20 protein-coding genes are annotated in these 18,801 nt (G+C 66.4%); 6 read left to right on the top strand and 14 right to left on the bottom strand.

Going from position 1 to position 18,801, the window contains the following annotated elements; all coding sequences use genetic code 11:
- The 8 genes from VL973_RS01060 to glyA all read right to left on the bottom strand — a co-directional run.
- Nucleotides 1-1,154: glycoside hydrolase family 2 protein (locus tag VL973_RS01060; RefSeq protein WP_325282183.1), on the bottom strand; the 1,154-nt coding region annotated here is incomplete at its 3' end.
- Nucleotides 1,155-1,165: 11 nt separating this feature from the next.
- Nucleotides 1,166-3,493, bottom strand: coding sequence for a glycoside hydrolase family 2 TIM barrel-domain containing protein (locus VL973_RS01055; protein WP_325282182.1), 2,328 nt, complete (start codon nt 3,491-3,493; stop codon nt 1,166-1,168).
- 1 nt (nt 3,494) lies between these two features.
- On the bottom strand, nt 3,495-6,443 hold the full coding sequence (locus VL973_RS01050) for a TonB-dependent receptor (RefSeq protein WP_325282181.1): 2,949 nt from the start codon (nt 6,441-6,443) through the stop codon (nt 3,495-3,497).
- A gap of 92 nt (nt 6,444-6,535) precedes the next feature.
- On the bottom strand, nt 6,536-7,591 hold the full coding sequence (locus tag VL973_RS01045; protein WP_325282180.1) for a FecR family protein: 1,056 nt from the start codon (nt 7,589-7,591) through the stop codon (nt 6,536-6,538).
- Nucleotides 7,588-8,121, bottom strand: coding sequence for an RNA polymerase sigma factor (locus tag VL973_RS01040; protein WP_325282179.1), 534 nt, complete (start codon nt 8,119-8,121; stop codon nt 7,588-7,590). The genes VL973_RS01045 and VL973_RS01040 overlap by 4 nt, the downstream gene beginning before the upstream one ends.
- 106 nt (nt 8,122-8,227) lie before the next feature.
- The gene (gene nrdR, locus VL973_RS01035; RefSeq protein WP_325282178.1) at nt 8,228-8,704 is read right to left on the bottom strand and encodes a transcriptional regulator NrdR; all 477 of its coding nucleotides are present in this window, start codon (nt 8,702-8,704) and stop codon (nt 8,228-8,230) included.
- Entirely contained in the window at nt 8,705-8,866 is a 162-nt protein-coding gene (locus tag VL973_RS01030; RefSeq protein ID WP_325282177.1) for a hypothetical protein, read from the bottom strand.
- 8 nt (nt 8,867-8,874) lie between these two features.
- On the bottom strand, nt 8,875-10,179 hold the full coding sequence (gene glyA / locus VL973_RS01025) for a serine hydroxymethyltransferase (protein WP_325282176.1): 1,305 nt from the start codon (nt 10,177-10,179) through the stop codon (nt 8,875-8,877).
- A gap of 107 nt (nt 10,180-10,286) precedes the next feature.
- Here glyA and VL973_RS01020 point away from each other — a divergent pair, with 107 nt between their 5' ends.
- Complete coding sequence (locus VL973_RS01020) at nt 10,287-10,763, top strand: DUF3429 domain-containing protein (protein ID WP_325282175.1); 477 nt, start codon at nt 10,287-10,289, stop codon at nt 10,761-10,763.
- Here the strand turns inward: VL973_RS01020 and VL973_RS01015 are convergent.
- The gene (locus VL973_RS01015) at nt 10,760-11,200 is read right to left on the bottom strand and encodes an RpiB/LacA/LacB family sugar-phosphate isomerase (RefSeq protein ID WP_325282174.1); all 441 of its coding nucleotides are present in this window, start codon (nt 11,198-11,200) and stop codon (nt 10,760-10,762) included. The two genes, VL973_RS01020 and VL973_RS01015, sit on opposite strands and share 4 nt — an antisense overlap.
- Nucleotides 11,201-11,288: 88 nt before the next feature.
- On the opposite strand from VL973_RS01015, the gene VL973_RS01010 reads away from it, so the two are divergent.
- The 3 genes from VL973_RS01010 (at nt 11,289) to VL973_RS01000 (ending at nt 13,725) form a co-directional block, all read left to right on the top strand.
- Entirely contained in the window at nt 11,289-11,759 is a 471-nt protein-coding gene (locus tag VL973_RS01010; RefSeq protein ID WP_325282173.1) for a hypothetical protein, read from the top strand.
- 80 nt (nt 11,760-11,839) lie between these two features.
- The gene (locus tag VL973_RS01005; RefSeq protein ID WP_325282172.1) at nt 11,840-13,075 is read left to right on the top strand and encodes a BtaA family protein; all 1,236 of its coding nucleotides are present in this window, start codon (nt 11,840-11,842) and stop codon (nt 13,073-13,075) included.
- Nucleotides 13,072-13,725: a class I SAM-dependent methyltransferase gene (locus tag VL973_RS01000; RefSeq protein WP_325282171.1), complete on the top strand. Its 654-nt coding sequence runs from the start codon at nt 13,072-13,074 to the stop codon at nt 13,723-13,725. Before VL973_RS01005 ends, VL973_RS01000 begins: the two co-directional genes overlap by 4 nt.
- 7 nt (nt 13,726-13,732) lie before the next feature.
- On the opposite strand, the gene VL973_RS00995 is transcribed toward VL973_RS01000, so the two are convergent.
- The 3 genes from VL973_RS00995 to lipB form a co-directional block, all read right to left on the bottom strand.
- A complete protein-coding gene (locus VL973_RS00995) occupies nt 13,733-14,440 on the bottom strand; it encodes a hypothetical protein (RefSeq protein ID WP_325282170.1) in 708 nt (235 codons plus the stop codon).
- Nucleotides 14,441-14,664: 224 nt separating this feature from the next.
- Nucleotides 14,665-14,943, bottom strand: coding sequence for a hypothetical protein (locus tag VL973_RS00990; RefSeq protein WP_325282169.1), 279 nt, complete (start codon nt 14,941-14,943; stop codon nt 14,665-14,667).
- Nucleotides 14,944-15,010: 67 nt separating this feature from the next.
- On the bottom strand, nt 15,011-15,721 hold the full coding sequence (gene lipB / locus VL973_RS00985) for a lipoyl(octanoyl) transferase LipB (RefSeq protein WP_414712174.1): 711 nt from the start codon (nt 15,719-15,721) through the stop codon (nt 15,011-15,013).
- Between the two features lie 70 nt (nt 15,722-15,791).
- Here lipB and VL973_RS00980 point away from each other — a divergent pair, with 70 nt between their 5' ends.
- Both VL973_RS00980 and VL973_RS00975 read left to right on the top strand, forming a co-directional pair.
- Entirely contained in the window at nt 15,792-16,628 is an 837-nt protein-coding gene (locus tag VL973_RS00980; RefSeq protein WP_325282167.1) for a hypothetical protein, read from the top strand.
- Nucleotides 16,625-17,341: a hypothetical protein gene (locus VL973_RS00975; protein ID WP_325282166.1), complete on the top strand. Its 717-nt coding sequence runs from the start codon at nt 16,625-16,627 to the stop codon at nt 17,339-17,341. The genes VL973_RS00980 and VL973_RS00975 overlap by 4 nt, the downstream gene beginning before the upstream one ends.
- Here the strand turns inward: VL973_RS00975 and VL973_RS00970 are convergent.
- Complete coding sequence (locus tag VL973_RS00970) at nt 17,314-17,904, bottom strand: GNAT family N-acetyltransferase (protein WP_325282165.1); 591 nt, start codon at nt 17,902-17,904, stop codon at nt 17,314-17,316. The genes VL973_RS00975 and VL973_RS00970 overlap by 28 nt on opposite strands.
- 3 nt (nt 17,905-17,907) lie before the next feature.
- Nucleotides 17,908-18,750, bottom strand: coding sequence for an oxygen-dependent coproporphyrinogen oxidase (gene hemF / locus VL973_RS00965; RefSeq protein WP_325282164.1), 843 nt, complete (start codon nt 18,748-18,750; stop codon nt 17,908-17,910).
- Nucleotides 18,751-18,801: the final 51 nt, after the last annotated feature.

Raw genomic sequence — 18,801 nt, 5'->3', positions numbered from 1 at the left:
TGGTTCCACATGTCGAACGCTTCGTCGATCACCAGCATCCCAAGCGCGTCGGCGGCGTCCAGCGTCGCCTGGCTGGCGGGGTTATGCGCGCTGCGGATGGCGTTGTAGCCGGCGGCTTTCATCACCGCGACCTTCCGCCGGTCGGCGTCGGGCCATCCGGCGGCGCCCAGCATATAATTGTCGTGATGGATATTGCCGCCGCGCAGCAGCACAGCCTCCCCGTTGACGCGCAGGCCGCCCTTCGCATCGAAGGTAACGTGGCGGATGCCAAAGCGCGTGGTGCGCGTGTCGAGCGGACGGCCGGCGACGCTTACTGTTTGACGCAGGTGGTAGAGATCGGGCGTGTCGGGCGACCACAGGTTCGGGCGCGCGATGGCAAGCCGTTGCCGGAACGAAACGACGCCACCGGCATCGACCCGCCGACTGTCGGTCATTTCAGCCACGTTGCGGCCATTGCCGTCGACGATCGCCGAGAACAGCTCGACCGTTGTCGCGGTGTCGCCTCGGTTGCGGACCGGGGTTTCAACCGACACCTCCCCATGTTCGGCGGTGGCCACAGGCGTGGTGATGAACAACCCGTCGCGGTCCATGTGTACGGGATCGAGCAGTTCCAGATGAACCGGGCGGATGATCCCCGATCCCGCATACCAGCGCGACGACGGGTCCTGATGGTTCACGCGCACTGCAATCACGTTGCGGCCGGGCTTCAGCACGCCGGTCAGGTCGATCGCGAATGCACTGTAGCCATAGGCGTGGTGCGCGAGCTGCTTGCCGTTCACCCAGACCCGAGCATCCATATAGACCGCTTCGAACGCGAGGCGCGCGACGCGCGCTGCGGCTGCGGCATCCAGCGTGACGACCCGGCGATACCAGCCGATGCCGCCGGGCAGATACCCCGAATCCTGACCACCGGCGGCAGCCGGGTCAAAGGGCGGCGTGCCGTCCGGCCGGTCCATGATCGCCCAGTCATGCGGCACCGATACCCGTTTCCAGTCATCGTCGTCGAATGCGACCGCGTCGGCGCCCATCGCTTCCCCGCGGTGAAAGCGCCAGTCCTGCGTCAGATCGAGGCGCTGTGCATTTGCGGGGACGGGGAAGGCGACCTGGGCCAGCATGACCAGCCAACCCAGCAGCAGACAACGCGCCAGTTCCATATCCAGCCCCCTTATGCCGGGTCGCAGCCCGTGGTTTCCAGAGCGCCGTCCACGCTGACGGCCGAAAAGCTGCCCGTGCCGCCATTTTCGGGCGCGCGCACCAGGACGGAGGCGATGCCCGATTCCGCATCCGATTCGGCAGAGCCGACGATTTCCCATCCATCGCCGGCGGTGAAGCGAACCCGGTCGCGCGCTGTCGGCACGGTCACACCCGCCTGGTCGATAACGCGCGCGCGCAGGAACAGCAGGTCGCGCGCGCCGGCGGGAACGCCCCCGTCATCCAGCGCAACGCACAGCCCTGCCGCCGGACCAGCGGTGGTGACGGCGTGGCGGGCCACTTCGCGACCGCCGATATAGGCGATTGCTTCCAGCGTGCCGGGCGCGAAGCCGCCAGTGAAAAACCGGACGGGAGGGTGGGCGATGCGTCCGCTGATCCGGTCGCGCTCGGGCCGGCGTCGTGCGATCACGCGGCCGTTGAGGCTCAGCGCGACCTCTTCGGCGTTGGTAAAGACGCGGACGTTCGGCGTCGATGCGGCGGTCCAGTCGCTGGCGATCCTGACCATCGGCCCGCCGTCATAGCCGATCGCCGGTTCGTCGGCGTCGCGTTGGGAGCGAAAGAACCAATAGGCGTATTTGGGCAGTCGCTCGAGGCTCATCACCCCCGACAGTTCGAGATCGTCGGCATAGCCGCGATTATAATCGAACATGACCCAGTATCCATCGGCGAAGGCCGGGGTGGACAGGTTGTCGTCATGCGCTTCCTGAACGTTGGTCGCCTGTTGCAAAAGGCGCGCCTCACCCGCCGACAGCGCCTGGCGCGAGGTGCGAACCTCTTCCTTCAAGTCGCCCCAGCTATCCTGCGCGAAGCCCGCATTCTGGGCGTAATATTCCCAGTCCCCATATTCGGAGACGATATAGGGCCGGTCGGGCGGGGTATAATGCTGAAGCCGATGCTGGCGCGCCTGGAGATAGATGTCGTAGCCGTCATTCTGCCAGCCGGCCGACCAGGCCTGATCGCCGGGATATTCGGCATGGACAATGCGGTCGAACGCCCGAACCATTTCGACCGGCATTTCGGTTTCGTTGAGCGAGCATTCCCAGGCCATGACGCTGGCATGGTTGCGGTCGCGCCGGATCATGTCGCGGCAGGTTCGCATCACCTGTTCGCGAAACGCCGGGTCGGGATTTCTGAACTGCCATGACGGGATCGCGTCGACCAGCACCAGCCCCAGTTCGTCCGCGGCGTCCATGAACGCGCGCGATTGCGGGTAGTGCGACAGCCGGACATAGTCGAAACCGGCTTCCTTGATGCGCCGGGCGTCGCGGCGATCCGCCTGGGGCGACAGCGCATAGCCGACATAGGGATATTCCTGGTGCCGGTTGACGCCGCGCAGGAACATGCGCTTGCCGTTGATCGCGAAACCGTTGCGCGTGATGGCCAGCGTCCGGATACCGATCCGCCGTTCGGTCACGTCGGGTGCGTGAACGCCGTCGCCAACGCTCGTCACCAACCGATAGAGATTGGGCGACGTCGGCGACCACAGGCGCGGGACGGCGACCGACAGCCGTTGTTCGTCGCGCTGATACGCGCCCGCCGCGACCGGCCGTGACGCGGTGCTTTCGGCCACCAGCCGATCGCCGTTGTAGAGCCGGTGCGTGACCGTCGCGGTCGCCGCAACCGTGCCGGCGTTTCGCACGTCGGCGGCCAGCGCGACCGTGGCGCTGTCGACCGAAACATCGGGATAGGTGACGAACAGCCCGCCGCCGGCCACCCGGTCGGCCAGCATCTCGTCGCTCAGGTGAACGGGCGGCTTCACCATGAGCGTGACCCCGCGATACAGGCCGCCATAAGTGTTGAAGTCGAGTTGATCGAGCGGCTTTGGCCCGGTGACGGGGTTGTCGCGATTGTCCAGCCGCACCCGCACCACGTTCGATCCGCCGATCGACAAATGCGGCGTCAGGTCGACGGTGAATGGCAGATAGCCGCCCAGGTGCCGCGCGACGTGGCGATCGTTGATCCAGACATCGGCCACGTTCATCGCCGCTTCAAAACGCAGCATCACCGTCTTGTCGCGCCATGCCGGCGGCGCTTCGAAGGCGCGGACATACCAGGCGTCGCCCTGCCACTGGTCGTTTACCACGCGCGGCTCCAGCCGGGCGGTGTGCGGCAGGGCGACCGTCTCTGCGCGGGCAGGATCGAACGCCTGCCCGTCGCGGTGGAATCGCCAGTCGGTATTGAACGGCACTTCCTCCGCCATGGCCGGCGCGCCCAGCGCCAGCATGGCAAGCGCGATGCGGCGGCGAAAGCGCGGCCGCGCGGCGTGCTTCGTCACCGTCATTTCAGAACCGTGCCCGGATACCGGCGCTGATGCGGCGGTCGGTCACCGAATTCTCGCGCGGGCGGAATGTTTCCCCGAAATAGGTGACGGTAGGGGTCCGGGTCAGGTTGGCGCCGTCAATGGTGACGGACAGGTTGTCGGTCACATCGAAGTTGACCGAGGCGTCGAGCACGCCGCCGCCGTCATTATAGATCGGGTTGGAGCCTGAGCCCGGCCCCGCCGTGGTCGCCACGAAAGCGTCGCGCCAGTTATAGGCCACGCGCATCGACAGCGGGCCTTTTTCATACAGACCGATCAGGTTGAAGCTGTGTCGTGACAGCCCCTCCAGTGGGACGGTCTGCCCGGCCAGCGGGCCGGGCGCCTCGCTGTCGACATAGGTGTAGTTCGCCTGGAAACCGAGGCCATCGAGCGGTCCGGGCAGAAAGTCCAGAAACTGGTTCCAGCCGAGTTCGAAACCCCGGATTTCGCCGCTTTCGCCGTTCTGGGGCCGGCGGATTTCGAACACCTGCCCGTTGATGACCTCGTTGCCGATCACATTGGTGATGAAGCCGTCGACATTTTTCATGAACCCGGCAGCATAGATCAGGCTGGTGCGCGACAGATAATATTCGAGCGATATGTCGAACTGGTCGGCGGTCAGCGGGCCGAGTGCCGGGTTGCCTGCCGATCCGGTGAGGAACAGATAGTCGACCGCCAGCGAGGGCGACAAGTCGGTGAAGTTCGGTCGCGTCAACCCGCGCGAGGCGGCCCCGCGCAGCGTCAGCCGGTCGGTCAGGTCGGCGCGGATGTTGAAGTTGGGCAGCGCGCTGACATAGGTGCCGCCAACGCTGAGCGGCGCAAAGCCGCCGCCTTCCGCCACCTGGAAACCGGTGGTGCTGACCTGGGTGCGGATGACGCGCACGCCGGCATTGCCGGTGATGCGAACCGTGCCGACATCAAAGCCATAGTCACCCGTGATGTAGAGCGCGCCGGTTCGTTCGGAAAGGTCGAACTGCGTCAGCGGCGAAAGTTGCGGCTCCCCTGAGGGCAGACCGAACGCGTCGCGCACCTGCTGGAAATCCTCGACCGCCCCAAGCGGCGGGGCCAGGAAACGCTGGGGCACGTTGACACGGTCGCGATACGTGCCGCGCCGGAACAGGTCCAGATCCGCCGTGCCGACCCCGCCGGGATAGAAGGATGCAGGGAAGTCGGTCAGGTCGTTGAAGACATAGACATTGCCGTCGACCGCACCGCGATCGGCATAGCGAACGCCGATCTTCACCTTTTTCAGAAAGCCGCCGTCGATCTCGAACTCGGCATCGCTCTGCACCGCGACCTCCGAACCGGAATTGCTGGAGATATATTCCGAGGCGTTGTCATAGGTGAAGCGGGCCGGATCGGTCAGGTCGATGCCGCCGGTCTCCAGCGAGGCGAAACCGCCCGACAGGTCCTGCGTCAGCGTCGGCGTGAATCCGCGGAACGACAACGAGCGATAGGCGGTATCGGTGCGCGCGTCGGTATAGGACAGGTCGGTGCGCCATTTCACTGCATCGCGTTCCCAGCGGAAACCGCCGGCAAGCTGCCACGTCTGCGATTCGCGGCGGTCTGTATAGGTGCTTTGCTGCAGCCGGACATTGCGCCATGTGCCCGACTGGAAGCTGTTGGTGCCCTCCACCACCGTAAAGTCGCCGCCAGCCTGCATGTCGTCCGGATCGGCCGAGTTGCCCAGTGCATAGAACAGGCTGGTGTTCGAGCCGATTTCATACAGCGAGTAGAGACCGTCGACATAGAGTTCGAGCGAGTCGCTGGGGCGCCACTGGATCGCCAGGTTGGCGCCGTATCGGTCACGCGTTCCCTGTTCCGACCGCACGCCGCCGCCGCCGGGGGCAAAGATTGCGTCGGCCTCTTCACCCGGCACGCCGTTACCGTTCAGGTCGACCAGGTCACGGCGCAGGTTGAAGGGCTCGACCGCGTTGAAGTCGCTGCGGAAATTGGTGTGCTGATACGCGCCCGACAACAGCACGCCGATCTCGCCGATGCCGGTATCCCAACGATTGCTTATCAGGGCGGAAACCTGTGGCGCGGCCCGGTCGGCAAAGTCGTAATAGGTCGCGCGCGCCTGTGCAGCCGCTTCGAACCCGTCAAAGTCCAGCGGCTTCCTGAGCCTGAGGTTGACCAGCCCGCCAATGCCCCCTTCGATCTGGTCAGCGGTCGGGCTTTTGTAGACATCCGCCCCGGCCAGCAGTTCCGACGGCACATCCTCGAACGACAAGGTGCGCCCGCCGGAAGTGAAGATCGAGCGGCCATCAAGCTCGGTGCGAACCTGCGTCAGGCCGCGAATGGCGATGCCGGAGCCTTCGCCCTGGTTGCGGCTGATCTGCACGCCGGTGATCCGCTGCAATGCTTCGGCCACGTTGACATCGGGCAGCTTGCCGATGTCCTGGGCAACGATCGAATCGACGATCTGAGCCGCATCGCGCTTGCGGGCCTGTGCCGAACTGAGGCTGGCACGGATGCCGGTGACGACGATGTCCTCCTGCGGCGCGTCGGCAACCGCCGGTTCGGCGGCGGGGGGCATGTTGTCGCTGCCTTGCGGCATATCCTGCAGGGAAAAGGCGCTGGCGGGCCGGGCCGACAGGCGGGCCGGACTGGCTTCGATGACCAGTCCGCCCTGGGTAGTCGCGCGCGCGGCCAGGCCGGTTCCGCGCAACAGGCGCCTGACCGCTTCCTCGCCGGACATCCTGCCGCGCACCGGACTGGCGCGCTTGCCGGCCACGAGCTGGGGTGCAAACACGACTTCCTGCCCCGTCTGACGACCCAGATAGACCAGCGCGGACCCAAGATCCTGTGCCGGAATGTCGATCATCGTCCCGCGGACGGCATCGGACATGGCCAGTGCGGGCGTCGCCCAGATGGGCGCGACGGCCATGCCGGCAAGAGCGAGCGCGCGAATGCTGATCGTGGTCCTCATAATCCCCTTCCTGTGGCGGCGCTCTGATGGCCTCCTGATTTCAAAAGACGCAGGGGATGGAAAAACCCACACCAATAATCCGACAAAAAGGATTATATCGGCGCTTCCGCAGGTTCGGGGTGGGCGTCGGGGACGATTTCGATGCCGGTTCGCGTTGGTCGTGCGGCAACCGGCAGGACCTCGGCAATGCTGGCCACAAACCGCTCGGGCGCACCGGTGCGAAAGACGCCGCTGACGCGCAGTCCGGCGATGGCGGGATCGCGCACCGTCATCGGGCGCGACGAATAGCGGTTGAGCTGGCCCACGGCGTGCGCCAGCGTCACGTCCTCCAGCGAGATCAGTCCGTCGCGCCACAGCAAGGCGCCCTCGATATCCACCGGCCTCACCCGCGCCGGCCCGCCATGCCCGGCGGTCAGGGCCTGACCCGGCCGCAGGACCACGGTGCGGACGCCGGCGGCCGGCGGCCGGACGTCGGTAACGGCGACGCGCCCCTCCACCAGCATCACGGCCACGGCCGACGCGTTCAGCGCGACATCGAACGTGGTGCCCAGCGCGGTGACGCGCCGGTCGCCGGCCTCGACCGTAAAGGGGCGCCGGGGGTCCTTCGCGACTTCGAACAGCGCCTGTCCGCGCGTCAGCCGCACGGTTCGCCGCCGGTCCTCGAACACCACTTCCACCGCCGTATCGGTGTCGAGCGTCAGCAACGTCTCGTCCGGTAGCACGACGTTCAGCCGTTCGCCCCGCCTGGTTTGATAATGTCGCGGTTGGGCCGCGGCAGCGACCTGCGCCGTTTCAGCCATATCCGATACCCCGCGCCCGCCGTCGGATGCCAGCGCCAGCAGCGCAAGGGCAAGCGACGCGGCCACCCCCGCCCGGATCGTGCCAAAGGCCGACCGCGCGGGCGTGCCATCGGCCAGCGCGGCGGCGCGCATTGCGTCCAGATGCGGATCATCAGGCCGGTCGAACAAGTCCCACAGCCCCTGCGCCTGTCGCCAGGCATGGGCATGGGCGGCATCGGCGTCGATCCAGTGTTCGAACCGCGCGGCGTCCGGCCCCGACAATATGCCGCGATCATGCCGCATCCGCCAATAGGCCGCCGCTTCCACCGGGGACATGCCCGCAAGGATATCGGGTTGCCCGCCTTTCATGCCTCACCCAACCGTTCGATCAGGAACGCCATGGCGCGCTGGACATGTTTTTCCACCGCGCTGACGGAAATGCCGAAGCGCGATGCGATCTCCTGGTATCGAAGACCTTCGACCCGGCGCAACAGGAACACGTGGCGCGTCCTTTCCGGCAATTCCAGCAATGCCGCGCTTGCCAGGCGCAGGCGCTCCTGCCCATCAAGGACGCGATCCGGGGCGAAATCCACACCGCCATGCTGTTCGATATCATAAGGATCGTGCAAACCGGCCGCGCGCGCCTTTCGTCGCCGATCCCGGTCGCGCAGCACATTGGCGGCGGCTTCGAAGACATAGCCGCCCAGATGCTCGACCTGGTCCAGATCGCCGCGCTGCGCCAGGCGCACGAAGACGTCCTGAACCAGATCCTCCGCCTCCGCCACATCGCCGACCCGGCGCCTGAAGAAGCGCATCAGCGACGGCTGGAACCGCGCCGCAGCGCCCAGCGCGAGGTCGTCCGGCGATGAGGTGAGCGGTTTCGCTCCGCGACCGGCCAACGCGCACTCTCCCTTTCGCGACCCCTGGATCGCCATCCCGTCTGACTAGCAGCGAATGGCCGGGGTGCAATATCACGCAGGGTTGGCACGCAGGAGCGGGCCGGCGTTAGCCGCGTGCGACTTCGGATACGCTGCCGGCGAACGCTTCGAAATCGCGGGCTTCGCGAAAGTCCTTATACACACTGGCGAAGCGGATATAGGCGACTGAATCGAGGCCCTTGAGGCCTTCCATCACCATTTCGCCGATCCGGGTCGAACTGACTTCTCCCTCGCCGCCGGTTTCGAGCTGGCGCTGGATGCCGGAGACCAGTTGTTCGATCCGCACCTGATCGATGGGGCGCTTGCGACAGGCGATCGAGACCGACCGTAGCAGCTTGTCACGGTCGAAGGGTTCGCGCCGCGGCTCGCTGGCATTGGCTTCGGATTTAAGGACGACGAGTTCGCGAAGCTGGATGCGCTCGAACGTCGTGAAGCGGGCGGCGCAGGCGGTGCACTGGCGCCGACGGCGGATAGCCGACCCGTCTTCCGACGGGCGGCTATCCTTTACCTGGCTGTCGTCATGGCCGCAAAAGGGGCAGCGCATTCAGATGCCCGGCGTCTTCTTTTTGCCCTTGTAATAGGCATAGCCCGCGCCCGCCGCGGCGCCGATGATCGGCCCGACAAACGGCACGGGAATGGCGACAACGGCGCCCAGCGCGGCCCATTTGGCCATGCTCTTGCCCAGCGGCTTTTCGATCTTGTCCATGTTCGACCTCAATAGATGGGGAAGCGCTCGCACAACGCGCGCACGCGGGTCCGAACGTCCGCCTCGACCGAAGGGTCCCCATGTTCGCCCTTTGCCTTGAGGCCGTCGAGCACATCGGCGATCATGTTGCCGACTTCGCGGAACTCGGCCGGGCCGAAGCCGCGGGTCGTGCCCGCCGGGCTGCCGACGCGGATGCCGCTGGTCTTGACCGGGGGCAGGGGGTCGAAGGGAATGCCGTTCTTGTTGCAGGTGATCGCGGCGCGCTCGAGCGCTTCGTCAGCATCGCGGCCGGTGACGCCCAGCGGCGACAGGTCGACCAGCGCCAGATGCGTGTCGGTGCCGCCCGCGACGAGGTTCGCGCCACGCTCTCCCAGCGTCGCCGCCAGCACGCGGGCGTTTTCGACGACGGCGGCGATATAGCTTTTATATTCGGGACGCAGCGCTTCGCCGAACGCAACCGCCTTGGCGGCGATGACGTGCATCAGCGGGCCGCCCTGAAGGCCGGGGAACACCGCCGAGTTGATCTTCTTGGCGATCGCTTCGTCATTGGTCAGGATCATGCCGCCGCGCGGTCCGCGTAGCGTCTTGTGCGTGGTTGTGGTCACGACATGGGCATGGCCGAAGGGGGTGGGGTGCAGGCCACCGGCAACGATGCCGGCGAAATGCGCCATGTCGACCATGAAGGTCGCGCCGACTTCATCGGCGATCGCGCGGAAGCGGGCAAAATCAATCTGGCGCGGATAGGCCGAGCCGCCCGCGATGATGAGCGCGGGCCTGTGTTCTTTCGCCAGCGCCTCGACCTGATCGAAGTCGATCAGATGATCCTCGCGCCGGACGCCATATTGCACGGCGTTGAACCATTTGCCCGACATCGCGGCGCGCGCGCCGTGCGTCAGGTGGCCGCCCGCATCGAGGCTCATGCCCAGGATCGTGTCGCCCGGCTTGGTCAGCGCCAGCATCACCGCGCCATTGGCCTGCGCGCCCGAATGCGGCTGGACGTTGGCGAAGTTGCAGCCGAAGATCGCCTTGGCGCGCTCGATCGCCAGCGTCTCCACCTCGTCCGACGGCGCGCAGCCCTGATAGTAACGCTTGCCGGGATAGCCCTCGGCATATTTGTTGGTGAAGACGCTGCCCTGCGCCTCCAGCACCGCCTTCGACACGATATTCTCGCTGGCGATCAGTTCGATCTGGTGGCGTTCGCGCTCCAGTTCATGCGAAACGCCGGCGAAAACCTCAGGATCGGCCTGTTCCAGCGCGCGGGAGAAAAAACCGTCGGGCTGGACATCCGACAGGGTGCGGGGATTGGTGCTCATGCGCCGAACCTTTCGAGTCGAGTGGGGGCGGGGACAGCCGCCCCGTTTCGCCGTTTCTCTAAAGCCGCGCGCGCGCGAATGCCACTGTTGATGATGGGAATGAACGCATGGTGACCAAAGACCGGTCGGTGCCGTTGGCGACCACGGTTCCGCCGCTGGTCCGGATGCTGGGCTTCGCAGGGTTGCTGCCGCAGATCGCCGCGGTTGCGGTGCCGCTGGTGGCGCCGTCATTCGGGTTCGCCGCACAAGCGCTGGGCTTTGCCTATGCCAGCCTGATCCTGAGCTTTCTGGGTGGCCTGTGGTGGGGCCTGGCAGCGGCCGGGCATGAGCGCGCGCCCGGATGGCTGTATGGCGCGGCGGTGGTGCCCAGCCTGTTCGCGCTGGCATGCGCGGTGCCGTGGGCAGTCGGCTGGCCATGGCCGGGACCGTCGCTGATTGCGCTGGCGCTGGCGATCTGGGCCAGCCTGTGGATCGATTTCCGGCTGGCGCGAAAGGGGCTGACGCCCGGATGGTGGCTGTCGCTGCGCGTGCCGCTGTCGGCGGGCCTCGGGCTGCTGACGCTGATCGTCGGGCTGATGGCTTAGGCGGGGGTGCCCAGCTTGGCCACGCGCGCGGCATGGCGGCCGCCGGCAAAGGGCGTGTCGAGAAACGCGGCGACACAGGCGCGCGCCATGTCGGGTCCCACCAGCCGCGCGCCCATCGCGATCACATTGGCGTCGTTATGTTCACGCGCCAGCGCCGCCGACACTGGTTCCGCCACCAGGGCGCAGCGGCATTCGGCGACACGGTTGACCGCGATCGAAATGCCGATGCCCGACCCGCACAACGCGATGCCGAGGGCGTCCGGCGTGTCGGCGACCGCACGCGCCAGCTTGTAGCCGAAATCGGGATAGTCGACGCGATCGGTGGTTTCAGGACCCAGATCGCGGACATCATGCCCCTGATCGCGCAGCCATGCCGCAAGATCGGCCTTCAGATCGACGGCGGCATGGTCGGAGGCGAGGAAGATCGGGCGGCGCATCGTTCGGTTCCCAGGATCGGCAGTGTCGCCGCTCTAGCCGAGGGCTGCCGGATTGCCTAGCTTGGGTCATGCTGCGACGGAGAAAGCCATGAAATATCCCGCCACCATCCTTGGCCTGACGATCGTGCTGGCGGCGTGCGGACAGCCCGCCACGCCCGCGGCGGACGATGAAGCGCGCGCGGCGGAAAATCGTGCGGGACTGGCGGGGAATGTCGTCGAACTGCCGGCCGGCGAGGGCGAGGGCGAAGCTGCGGGCGCGCCGGCGAATGCCGTTGCGCGCGCGGACAGCTGGATCGGGCGCTGGCGCGGCGTGGAGGGGTTGAACCTGGTGATCGAGGCGGGCGATGCGCCGGGCCGCTACCGGCTCGACATGCAATATTCGCTTGATGACAAGGGCGTGTTCGACGGGATCGCGACGGCGGAGGGCATCATGTTTTCCCGCCCCGACGGCGAGCATGTGCTGCGTGCGGGCGACGGGCAGGCCACCGGCCTGAAATGGCTGGCGGACAAGCAGAATTGTCTCGTCGTGAAGCCGGGTGAGGGTTATTGCCGCGATTGACCGAAGCGTGTCGCGCGATTGTCGCGGCCGCGTCATCGACAAGCCACTGCATTGTCACACCCGACCCTTAAGGCGCGTCCATGCTGTCGCCTGTAAAAGCACCCGCCAATCGCGCCGTCCGCGGTGCGGTGCATCGCCATGAGCATCTGACCCGACAGGGCCTGCTGGAGCGCACATTCACCTTTGCGTTTCGCGGACTGGTCTATGCCCAGATCTGGGAAGATCCCGAAGTCGATCTGGAAGCGCTGGCGATGACGCCCGATTGCCATGTCGTGACGATTGCCAGCGGCGGTTGCAACGTCCTGTCCTATCTGACCGCCGACCCCAAGCGGATCACGGCGGTCGACCTGAACACCGCGCATATCGCGCTGAACCGGCTCAAGCTGGCGGCGGCGCGGCATCTGCCCGACCATGCGGCATTCCATCGCTTTTTCGGTCAGGCGAACCGGCCCGAAAATGTCGAGGCCTATCGTCGCTACGTGCGCCCGCATCTGGACGAGACGACACGGCGATACTGGGAGGGTCGCGACCTGATCGGGCGGCGGCGCATCGGCGGGTTCCAGAAGGGCTTTTATCGCAAGGGGTTGCTGGGCGGGTTCATCGGCGCGGCGCATCTGGTCGCGCGCCTGCACGGGCTGGACCCGCGCGAGATGCTGAATGCCCGCACGATCGAGGAACAGCGCGAGATTTTCCGCACGCGGTTCGCGCCGGTTTTCGACCGCCGTTTCGTGCGCTGGCTGGTCGATCAGCCCGCATCGCTGTTCGGCCTGGGCATTCCGCCCGCGCAATATGACGCGCTGGCCAGTGACGATCCGCAGGGGATTTCGGCGGTGTTGCGGCACCGGCTGGAGAAACTGGCCTGCGATTTCCCGCTCAACGACAATTATTTCGCATGGCAGGCGTTCGGGCGCGGCTATGGCGAGGGACCCGCAGCGCCGCTGCCGCCCTATCTCAAGCCCGCCAATCACGCGGTGGTGCGCGAGCGCGTCGACCGGGTGGAGGTGCGCCATGCCAATATGTGCGATTATCTGGACGGGATGCCCGACGGATCGCTCGACCGCTACATCCTGCTCGACGCGCAGGACTGGATGACCGATGCGGTGCTGACGCGGCTGTGGAGCGCGATCACCCGGACCGCCAAGTCCGGCGCGCGCGTGCTGTTCCGCACCGCCGCCGGACCCAGCCTGTTGCCGGGTCGCGTGCCCGACGCGATCCTCGACCGCTGGGATTACCGCGCCGACGAATCGGCCGATTTCACGCGCCGCGACCGATCGGCCATTTATGGCGGCGTGCACCTGTATGTCCTGAAGGGATGAGCGGCGCCGACCATGCGCGCCGCATGGATGCGATTTATGCCGGGCAGCGGCACATCTATGACCTGACGCGCAAATATTATCTGCTGGGCCGCGACCGGTTGATCGCGGAACTGGCGCCGCCACCTGGCGGCAGCGTGGTCGAGGTGGGATGTGGCACCGGCCGCAACCTGATCCTGGCGGCGCGGGAATGGCCCGAGGCGCGGTGTTACGGCTTCGATATCTCGGCCGCGATGCTCGACACCGCGTCGGCCAAGGTCGCTGCCGCCGGCCTGTCGTCGCGCATCACGCTGGCAAAGGGCGATGCGACCGATTGGGCGGCGTCGGCCTTGTTCGGCATCGAAGCGGCCGATCGCATCTTCATGAGCTATACGCTGTCGATGATCCCCGACTGGCAGGGCGCGATCGCCGCGGCGTGCGATGCGCTGGCGCCGGGGGGCGCATTGCACATCGTCGATTTCGGGCAGCAGGAAGGCTTGCCGGCCCCGTTTCGTGCCGCGCTGTTCGCATGGCTCAACCGGTTCGACGTGACGCCGCGCGCCGGGCTTGAGACATGGCTGGAGATTGCCGCGCGCGGCAGCGGCCTGAACCTGACGTTCAGGCCGCTGTATCGCGGTTATGCGTGGAGCGCAGTGCTGCGCCGACCCGCCTGAGGCGGGATCAGTTCGACGCCACCGCGATGCCCGCGCCCAGCAGGCCGCACCGGCGGACCTGCCACTCATCCTTGCGCCAGCATTTTTCATTGGCGAAGTCGGGCAGGCGCGGCTGGTAATTCTGGAGCGTATAGGCATAGCCGCCATAGGGGAATTGCTGTTCCCCCCATGCCGTCAGCGAATTGCGAAGCTCTCGCAGGCGGCGGGCGGCGACATCGTGCAATTGGCCGCGCGGCGTGTGAATCGCATCCTCGCCGATATCGCCTGCCGTCTGGCAGAAGATGCGCTGGGCGGAAACGGTCGAATAGCCCGAATAGACGCGCGTGCCGAACTGGTCGAACGCCGTCTGCCCCGCCTTGACCGTCTTGTTGGTGCGGCGAAAATATTTGCCCAGTGTGGCAAAGCTGGCGGCCAGCTCGGTTTCGTGATCCTTGAGAATGCCGTTATAGTTACGCAGCGTCAGCAGCGTCGGTTCGAACTGGCATTGCAGCGCCGCGACGTTCAATGCCGCGCGCAGATTCCAGACCATGGCGGCGTCCAGCTCCTCACGGGTCGCGCCGGGCAGTTCCATGCCGACGATGCCCGGTTCGCTGCCGTTGACGCGTTCGCCCGCCAACGATTTCGACTTGAAATAGAACTGCGCGCTTGCCGGCGTTGCCGCCATGCCCAATGTCGCGGCCGCGACCATGCCGCCGATCATACGCACCAGTTTCATCACATCCCCTCGACACTCGGACACGCGCCCTTGACGGGCAAGCCGAAGCGTTAAGCCTTTTTGATGCGGGGACAAAGGGGCAATTTTGGCGTTTGCCCGCTTTGCCGGGCTGCCAGATCGGCGAGGCGCCGAAAATAATGACCTGAAAACAAAGGGGCCGCCCGCGAATGCGGACGGCCCCCCCGTATATCAAGTGACCGGCGCGGTTGCGCCAGCCAACGCGATTACATCGCGTTGGTGGTCATCTCGTTCGACATCATCATGTCATTCGACATCATGGTGTCGTTCATCATCATGGCGTCGTTGCCCATGGTGTCCATCGAGCCGTCAACAGCGGTCATGTTGTCGGTCATGGTGCCGTCCATCATCGGATCGGTCGTGTTCAGGTCGGTGACGACAGTGTTCTCGGTCGTCGTTTCGGTGTTGCCGCCGCAGGCCGAAACCAGCAGCGCGGCGCCGGCGATCATCGAACCGGTAACGACCTTGGAGATGAGTGCACGCATGTAGAGCTCCCTAGAAAAAGGATTTGGCTGGCCTTGCCGGCCGTTAATACCCAAACCGAAGTGGACATTAATCGCTATGCCGACGCCCCTCAAGCCTGCATTTGGTATCAGCGCCATTGAGCGCACCCAGGAACGCCGGAGCCGATAACGCCAGGGCGGCGTCAAAGGTTGCAGAATCGATCGTCTTTCCAACCAATTGGCTGCTGGTCACGGGAAATTCGGGCAGGCCGCACGGCACGATTCCGCCGAAATGCGACAGGTCCGGCGCCAGATTGACCGAAAAGCCGTGCAGCGTCACCCATTGGCGCACGCGAACGCCGATCGCGCCGATCTTTGCCTCGACCCCGCCTTCGCGCGTCCAGATGCCGACGCGCCCTTCGACGGGAAAGGCGGCGATGCCGCAATCGCCGAGCGCGGCGATGACCCATTGCTCAAGCGCGTGGACATAGCATCGCACGTCGCGGCCCCGGCGCGCCAGGTCGAGCATGACATAACCGATGCGCTGGCCCGGCCCGTGATAGGTATATCGCCCGCCCCGCCCGGTCTTGAACACCGGAAAGCGCGGGTCGATGAGTTCGGCAGGATCGGCGCTGGTGCCCGCGGTGTAGAGCGGCGGGTGTTCCAGCAGCCAGACCTGCTCGCGCGCATCGCCCGCCCGGATCGCCGCGACGCGCGCCTCCATCGCCGCCACCGCATCGTGATAGGCGACGGGTCCGGTTTCGACGCGCCATTCGATATCGTCGGGCAGGTCGTGTGAAGCGGGCTGTGGCAAGTCCATCCGGCTTGGTCTAGGGCAGGGGAAAGGGTCGGAACAGGTCCGATGCCGTCAAGTGAGGGCGCGTGCGGCGATGGTCAAGATGACAGGCGTCTGGGACCGCACCAGCGATTTCCTGCGCGACGACGCCGCGCGCTGGTTTCCGGTCGCGGTGGGGTTGATCTTTCTACCCAACCTGCTGAGCGGTATTGCCGACGGCGCCGTCGCGGGACAGCCGACCGCGATGTCGGCCGCCACGGGCATCGCCGCGATCGCCTTTGCGCTGCTGACCCTGTGGGGCGGGGCGGCGATCAGCGCGCTGGCGATGCGGGTGTCGCGACCCGGTGAGGCGGTCGCCCATGCGGGGCGGCGGTTGCCGGTCATCGTTGGCCTGACGCTGTTGTTGCTGGCGATCGCGGTCGCGCTGGTCGTGCCGCTGGCGCTGATCCTGGCGGCGGGGGGCGTCGATATGACACGACTGGCCGCGACCGAGTCGACCATGCCCGAAATGAGCGGCGGCACGGCGATGCTGCTGCTGGCCTACGGCCTTACCCTGTCGATCGTGTCGCTGTGGGTGTCGGCGCGACTGTTGGTGCTGGTGCCGGTCATCCTTGCCGAACGGCTGGGCGTGAAGTCGATCGGGCGCGCATGGCGGCTGACGCGCGGCCATGGCTTGCGGCTGGTCGGCGTGCTGTTGCTCTATGGCCTGGTCGCGGGCATTTCGACGATGGCGGTCAGCGCGGTCGCGGGCCTGGCCGGTGCGCTGGTGTCGGGCGATACGCCGGGGATCGGCATCGGCACGGTGCTGGTCGCGGCGGCAGTGGCGGTCGTCGCCACGCTGCTGACGCTGGTGCAAGGCGCATTCGTCGGCAAACTCTATGCCGCCCTCACGTCGGTCGACGGCGTCGGGCCGGGGGAAATCATCGCGTGAAACTGTCGCAGGTCCTTGCCGCGGCAGGGGCGATCTGGCGTGCCGAACGGTCGCTGGTGATGCCGCTGGCGGGGCTGTTCTATTTCGTGCCCTCGCTCGCCTTGTTGCTGATGCTGCCCGAAGCGCCGCCGCCCGCCGACCCCGGCAGCGATGCCGCGCTCGACGCGCTGCTGACCTATGCCCGCGACAATGCCGGGGCGATCATCGGCGCCAATGCGGTGCAGCTGGTGGGTGCGATCCTGCTCTACACGCTGTTTCTGGCACCGAGCCGCCCGACGCTGGGCGAGGCGTTCCGGCTGATCGCGCCGCGTCTGCTCAGCTTTGCGCTGGCGTCGATCCTGACGCTGGCGGCGCTGACGGTCAGCGCGCTGTTGATCGTCCCCGCGCTGTATCTGATCGGCCGCTTCTTCCTGGTCGGCGCGGTGATCGCGGCCGAGCGGCGTTCTCCGGTCGAGGCGATTGCGCGCTCAATCGAGCTGACGCGCGGGCGCGGCTGGTGGTGCTTCATCGCGGCGGCGGTGCCGTTCCTGGCGGGGCAGGTCATCGTCACGATCGCGGGCGGTTTCGACGGTGCGCTGGTCATGGCCGGGGTGGACAGCGCGGTCGGTCATCTGTTCTTCAACGGCATCGCGGCGCTTGGCGCGACGCTGGCATGGACCCTGACGCTGCTGGTCAAGATCATCGTCTATCGTCGTTTGAGCAACGGCACCTGAGGCGCGAGGGCTTCGTCGAGCACGCCGATCAGGCGCGGGTCGGCAAAGGTCTCGACCGCCCGGCCGACCGCCTCGAACCCCTGCGCGCGGTAGAAGTTGAGCGCTGACGGGTGGTCGAGCGTGCAGGTGTTGACGCGCACGCATGTCACCTCCGGACGCCATGCCAGCGCCATGGCCATCGCCATCATCCAGCGCCCATGGCCCGCCCCGGTCAGTTCGGGGACCAGCCCGAAATAGTCGATCATGCACTGATCGGGCGCGGTGTGCGTCAGCTCAAGCAGCCCGATCTCCACGCCCGCCCGGTCGGTCGCGACCTGGACCTGCGTTTCGGGACGGTGGGTAAGGGCGATCAGCCGCGCATCGTCCATCGCCAGCCGCGAATACCAAAGCCATGGGCCGCCGACGCGCGTGAACAATGCACGATACTTCGCCGGATCGGGCGCGTTCCAGCGCACCAGCCGCAGTTGCGACGGCGGCATCGGCCGGGCGCGGGGACGCTCGCGCATCTCCAGCGTCGTCACGACCGCGGCGACATGGCCGTCGGGCACCGGGATCAGCCCCACCACCTATTCCCAGGTGGCGAGCGGCGGCAGGCTCATCAGGATGGCGTCGATGTTGCCGCCCGTCTTCAACCCGAACAATGTGCCGCGATCATAAACGAGGTTGAACTCGGCATAGCGCCCCCGCCACGCCAGTTGCCGCGCGCGATCGGCATCGGTGAAGGGCGTGTCCATCCGCCGCCGCACGATGGGCGGATAGGCGGCAAGGAACGCCTCCCCAACCGCGCGGGTGAACGCAAAATCGCGGTCAAAATCATTTTCCAGATGGTCATAGAAAATGCCGCCGACCCCGCGATGGACCTGTCGGTGGGGAATCCAGAAATAATCGTCGGCCCATGCCTTGAACCGCGCATAATATTCGCCGTCATGCGCGTCGCACGCGGCCTTGAACATGCCGTGGAAGCCGGCGGTGTCCTCGTCATAGGGAATGGGCGGGTTCAGGTCGGCACCGCCCCCGAACCAGCGCTTGGTCGTCGCCAGAAACCGCGTGTTCATGTGGACGGCGGGGACGTGCGGATTGGTCATGTGCGCGACCAAACTGATGCCCGTCGCGAAAAAGCGCGGATCGTCGCCCGCGCCGTGGATCGAGCGCGCGAAATCGCCCTCGAACGTGCCGCCCACGGTGGACACGTTGACGCCGACCTTTTCAAACACCCGGCCCTTCATCACGCCGCGCACCCCGCCACCGCCGGGTCCGCCCGACGGATCGGTGCGATCCCACGCGGTATAGTCAAACGTCGCGTCCGATCCGGCCTCGCGCTCGATCGCTTCGAACGCGGCGCAGATGCGGTCGCGCAATGTCTCGAACCAGGTGCGGGCGGCGGTTTGCTGATCGTCGAGCGGTGGCATGGCCGCTCTATCCGGCACCGGGCGGGCGGGCGCAAGCGGACGAATTGTCCT

This window comes from Sphingomonas sp., from assembly GCF_035490575.1.
In the GTDB taxonomy this organism is placed as follows: domain Bacteria; phylum Pseudomonadota; class Alphaproteobacteria; order Sphingomonadales; family Sphingomonadaceae; genus Sphingomonas.
This window is presented reverse-complemented; position numbering and strand designations above follow the sequence as displayed.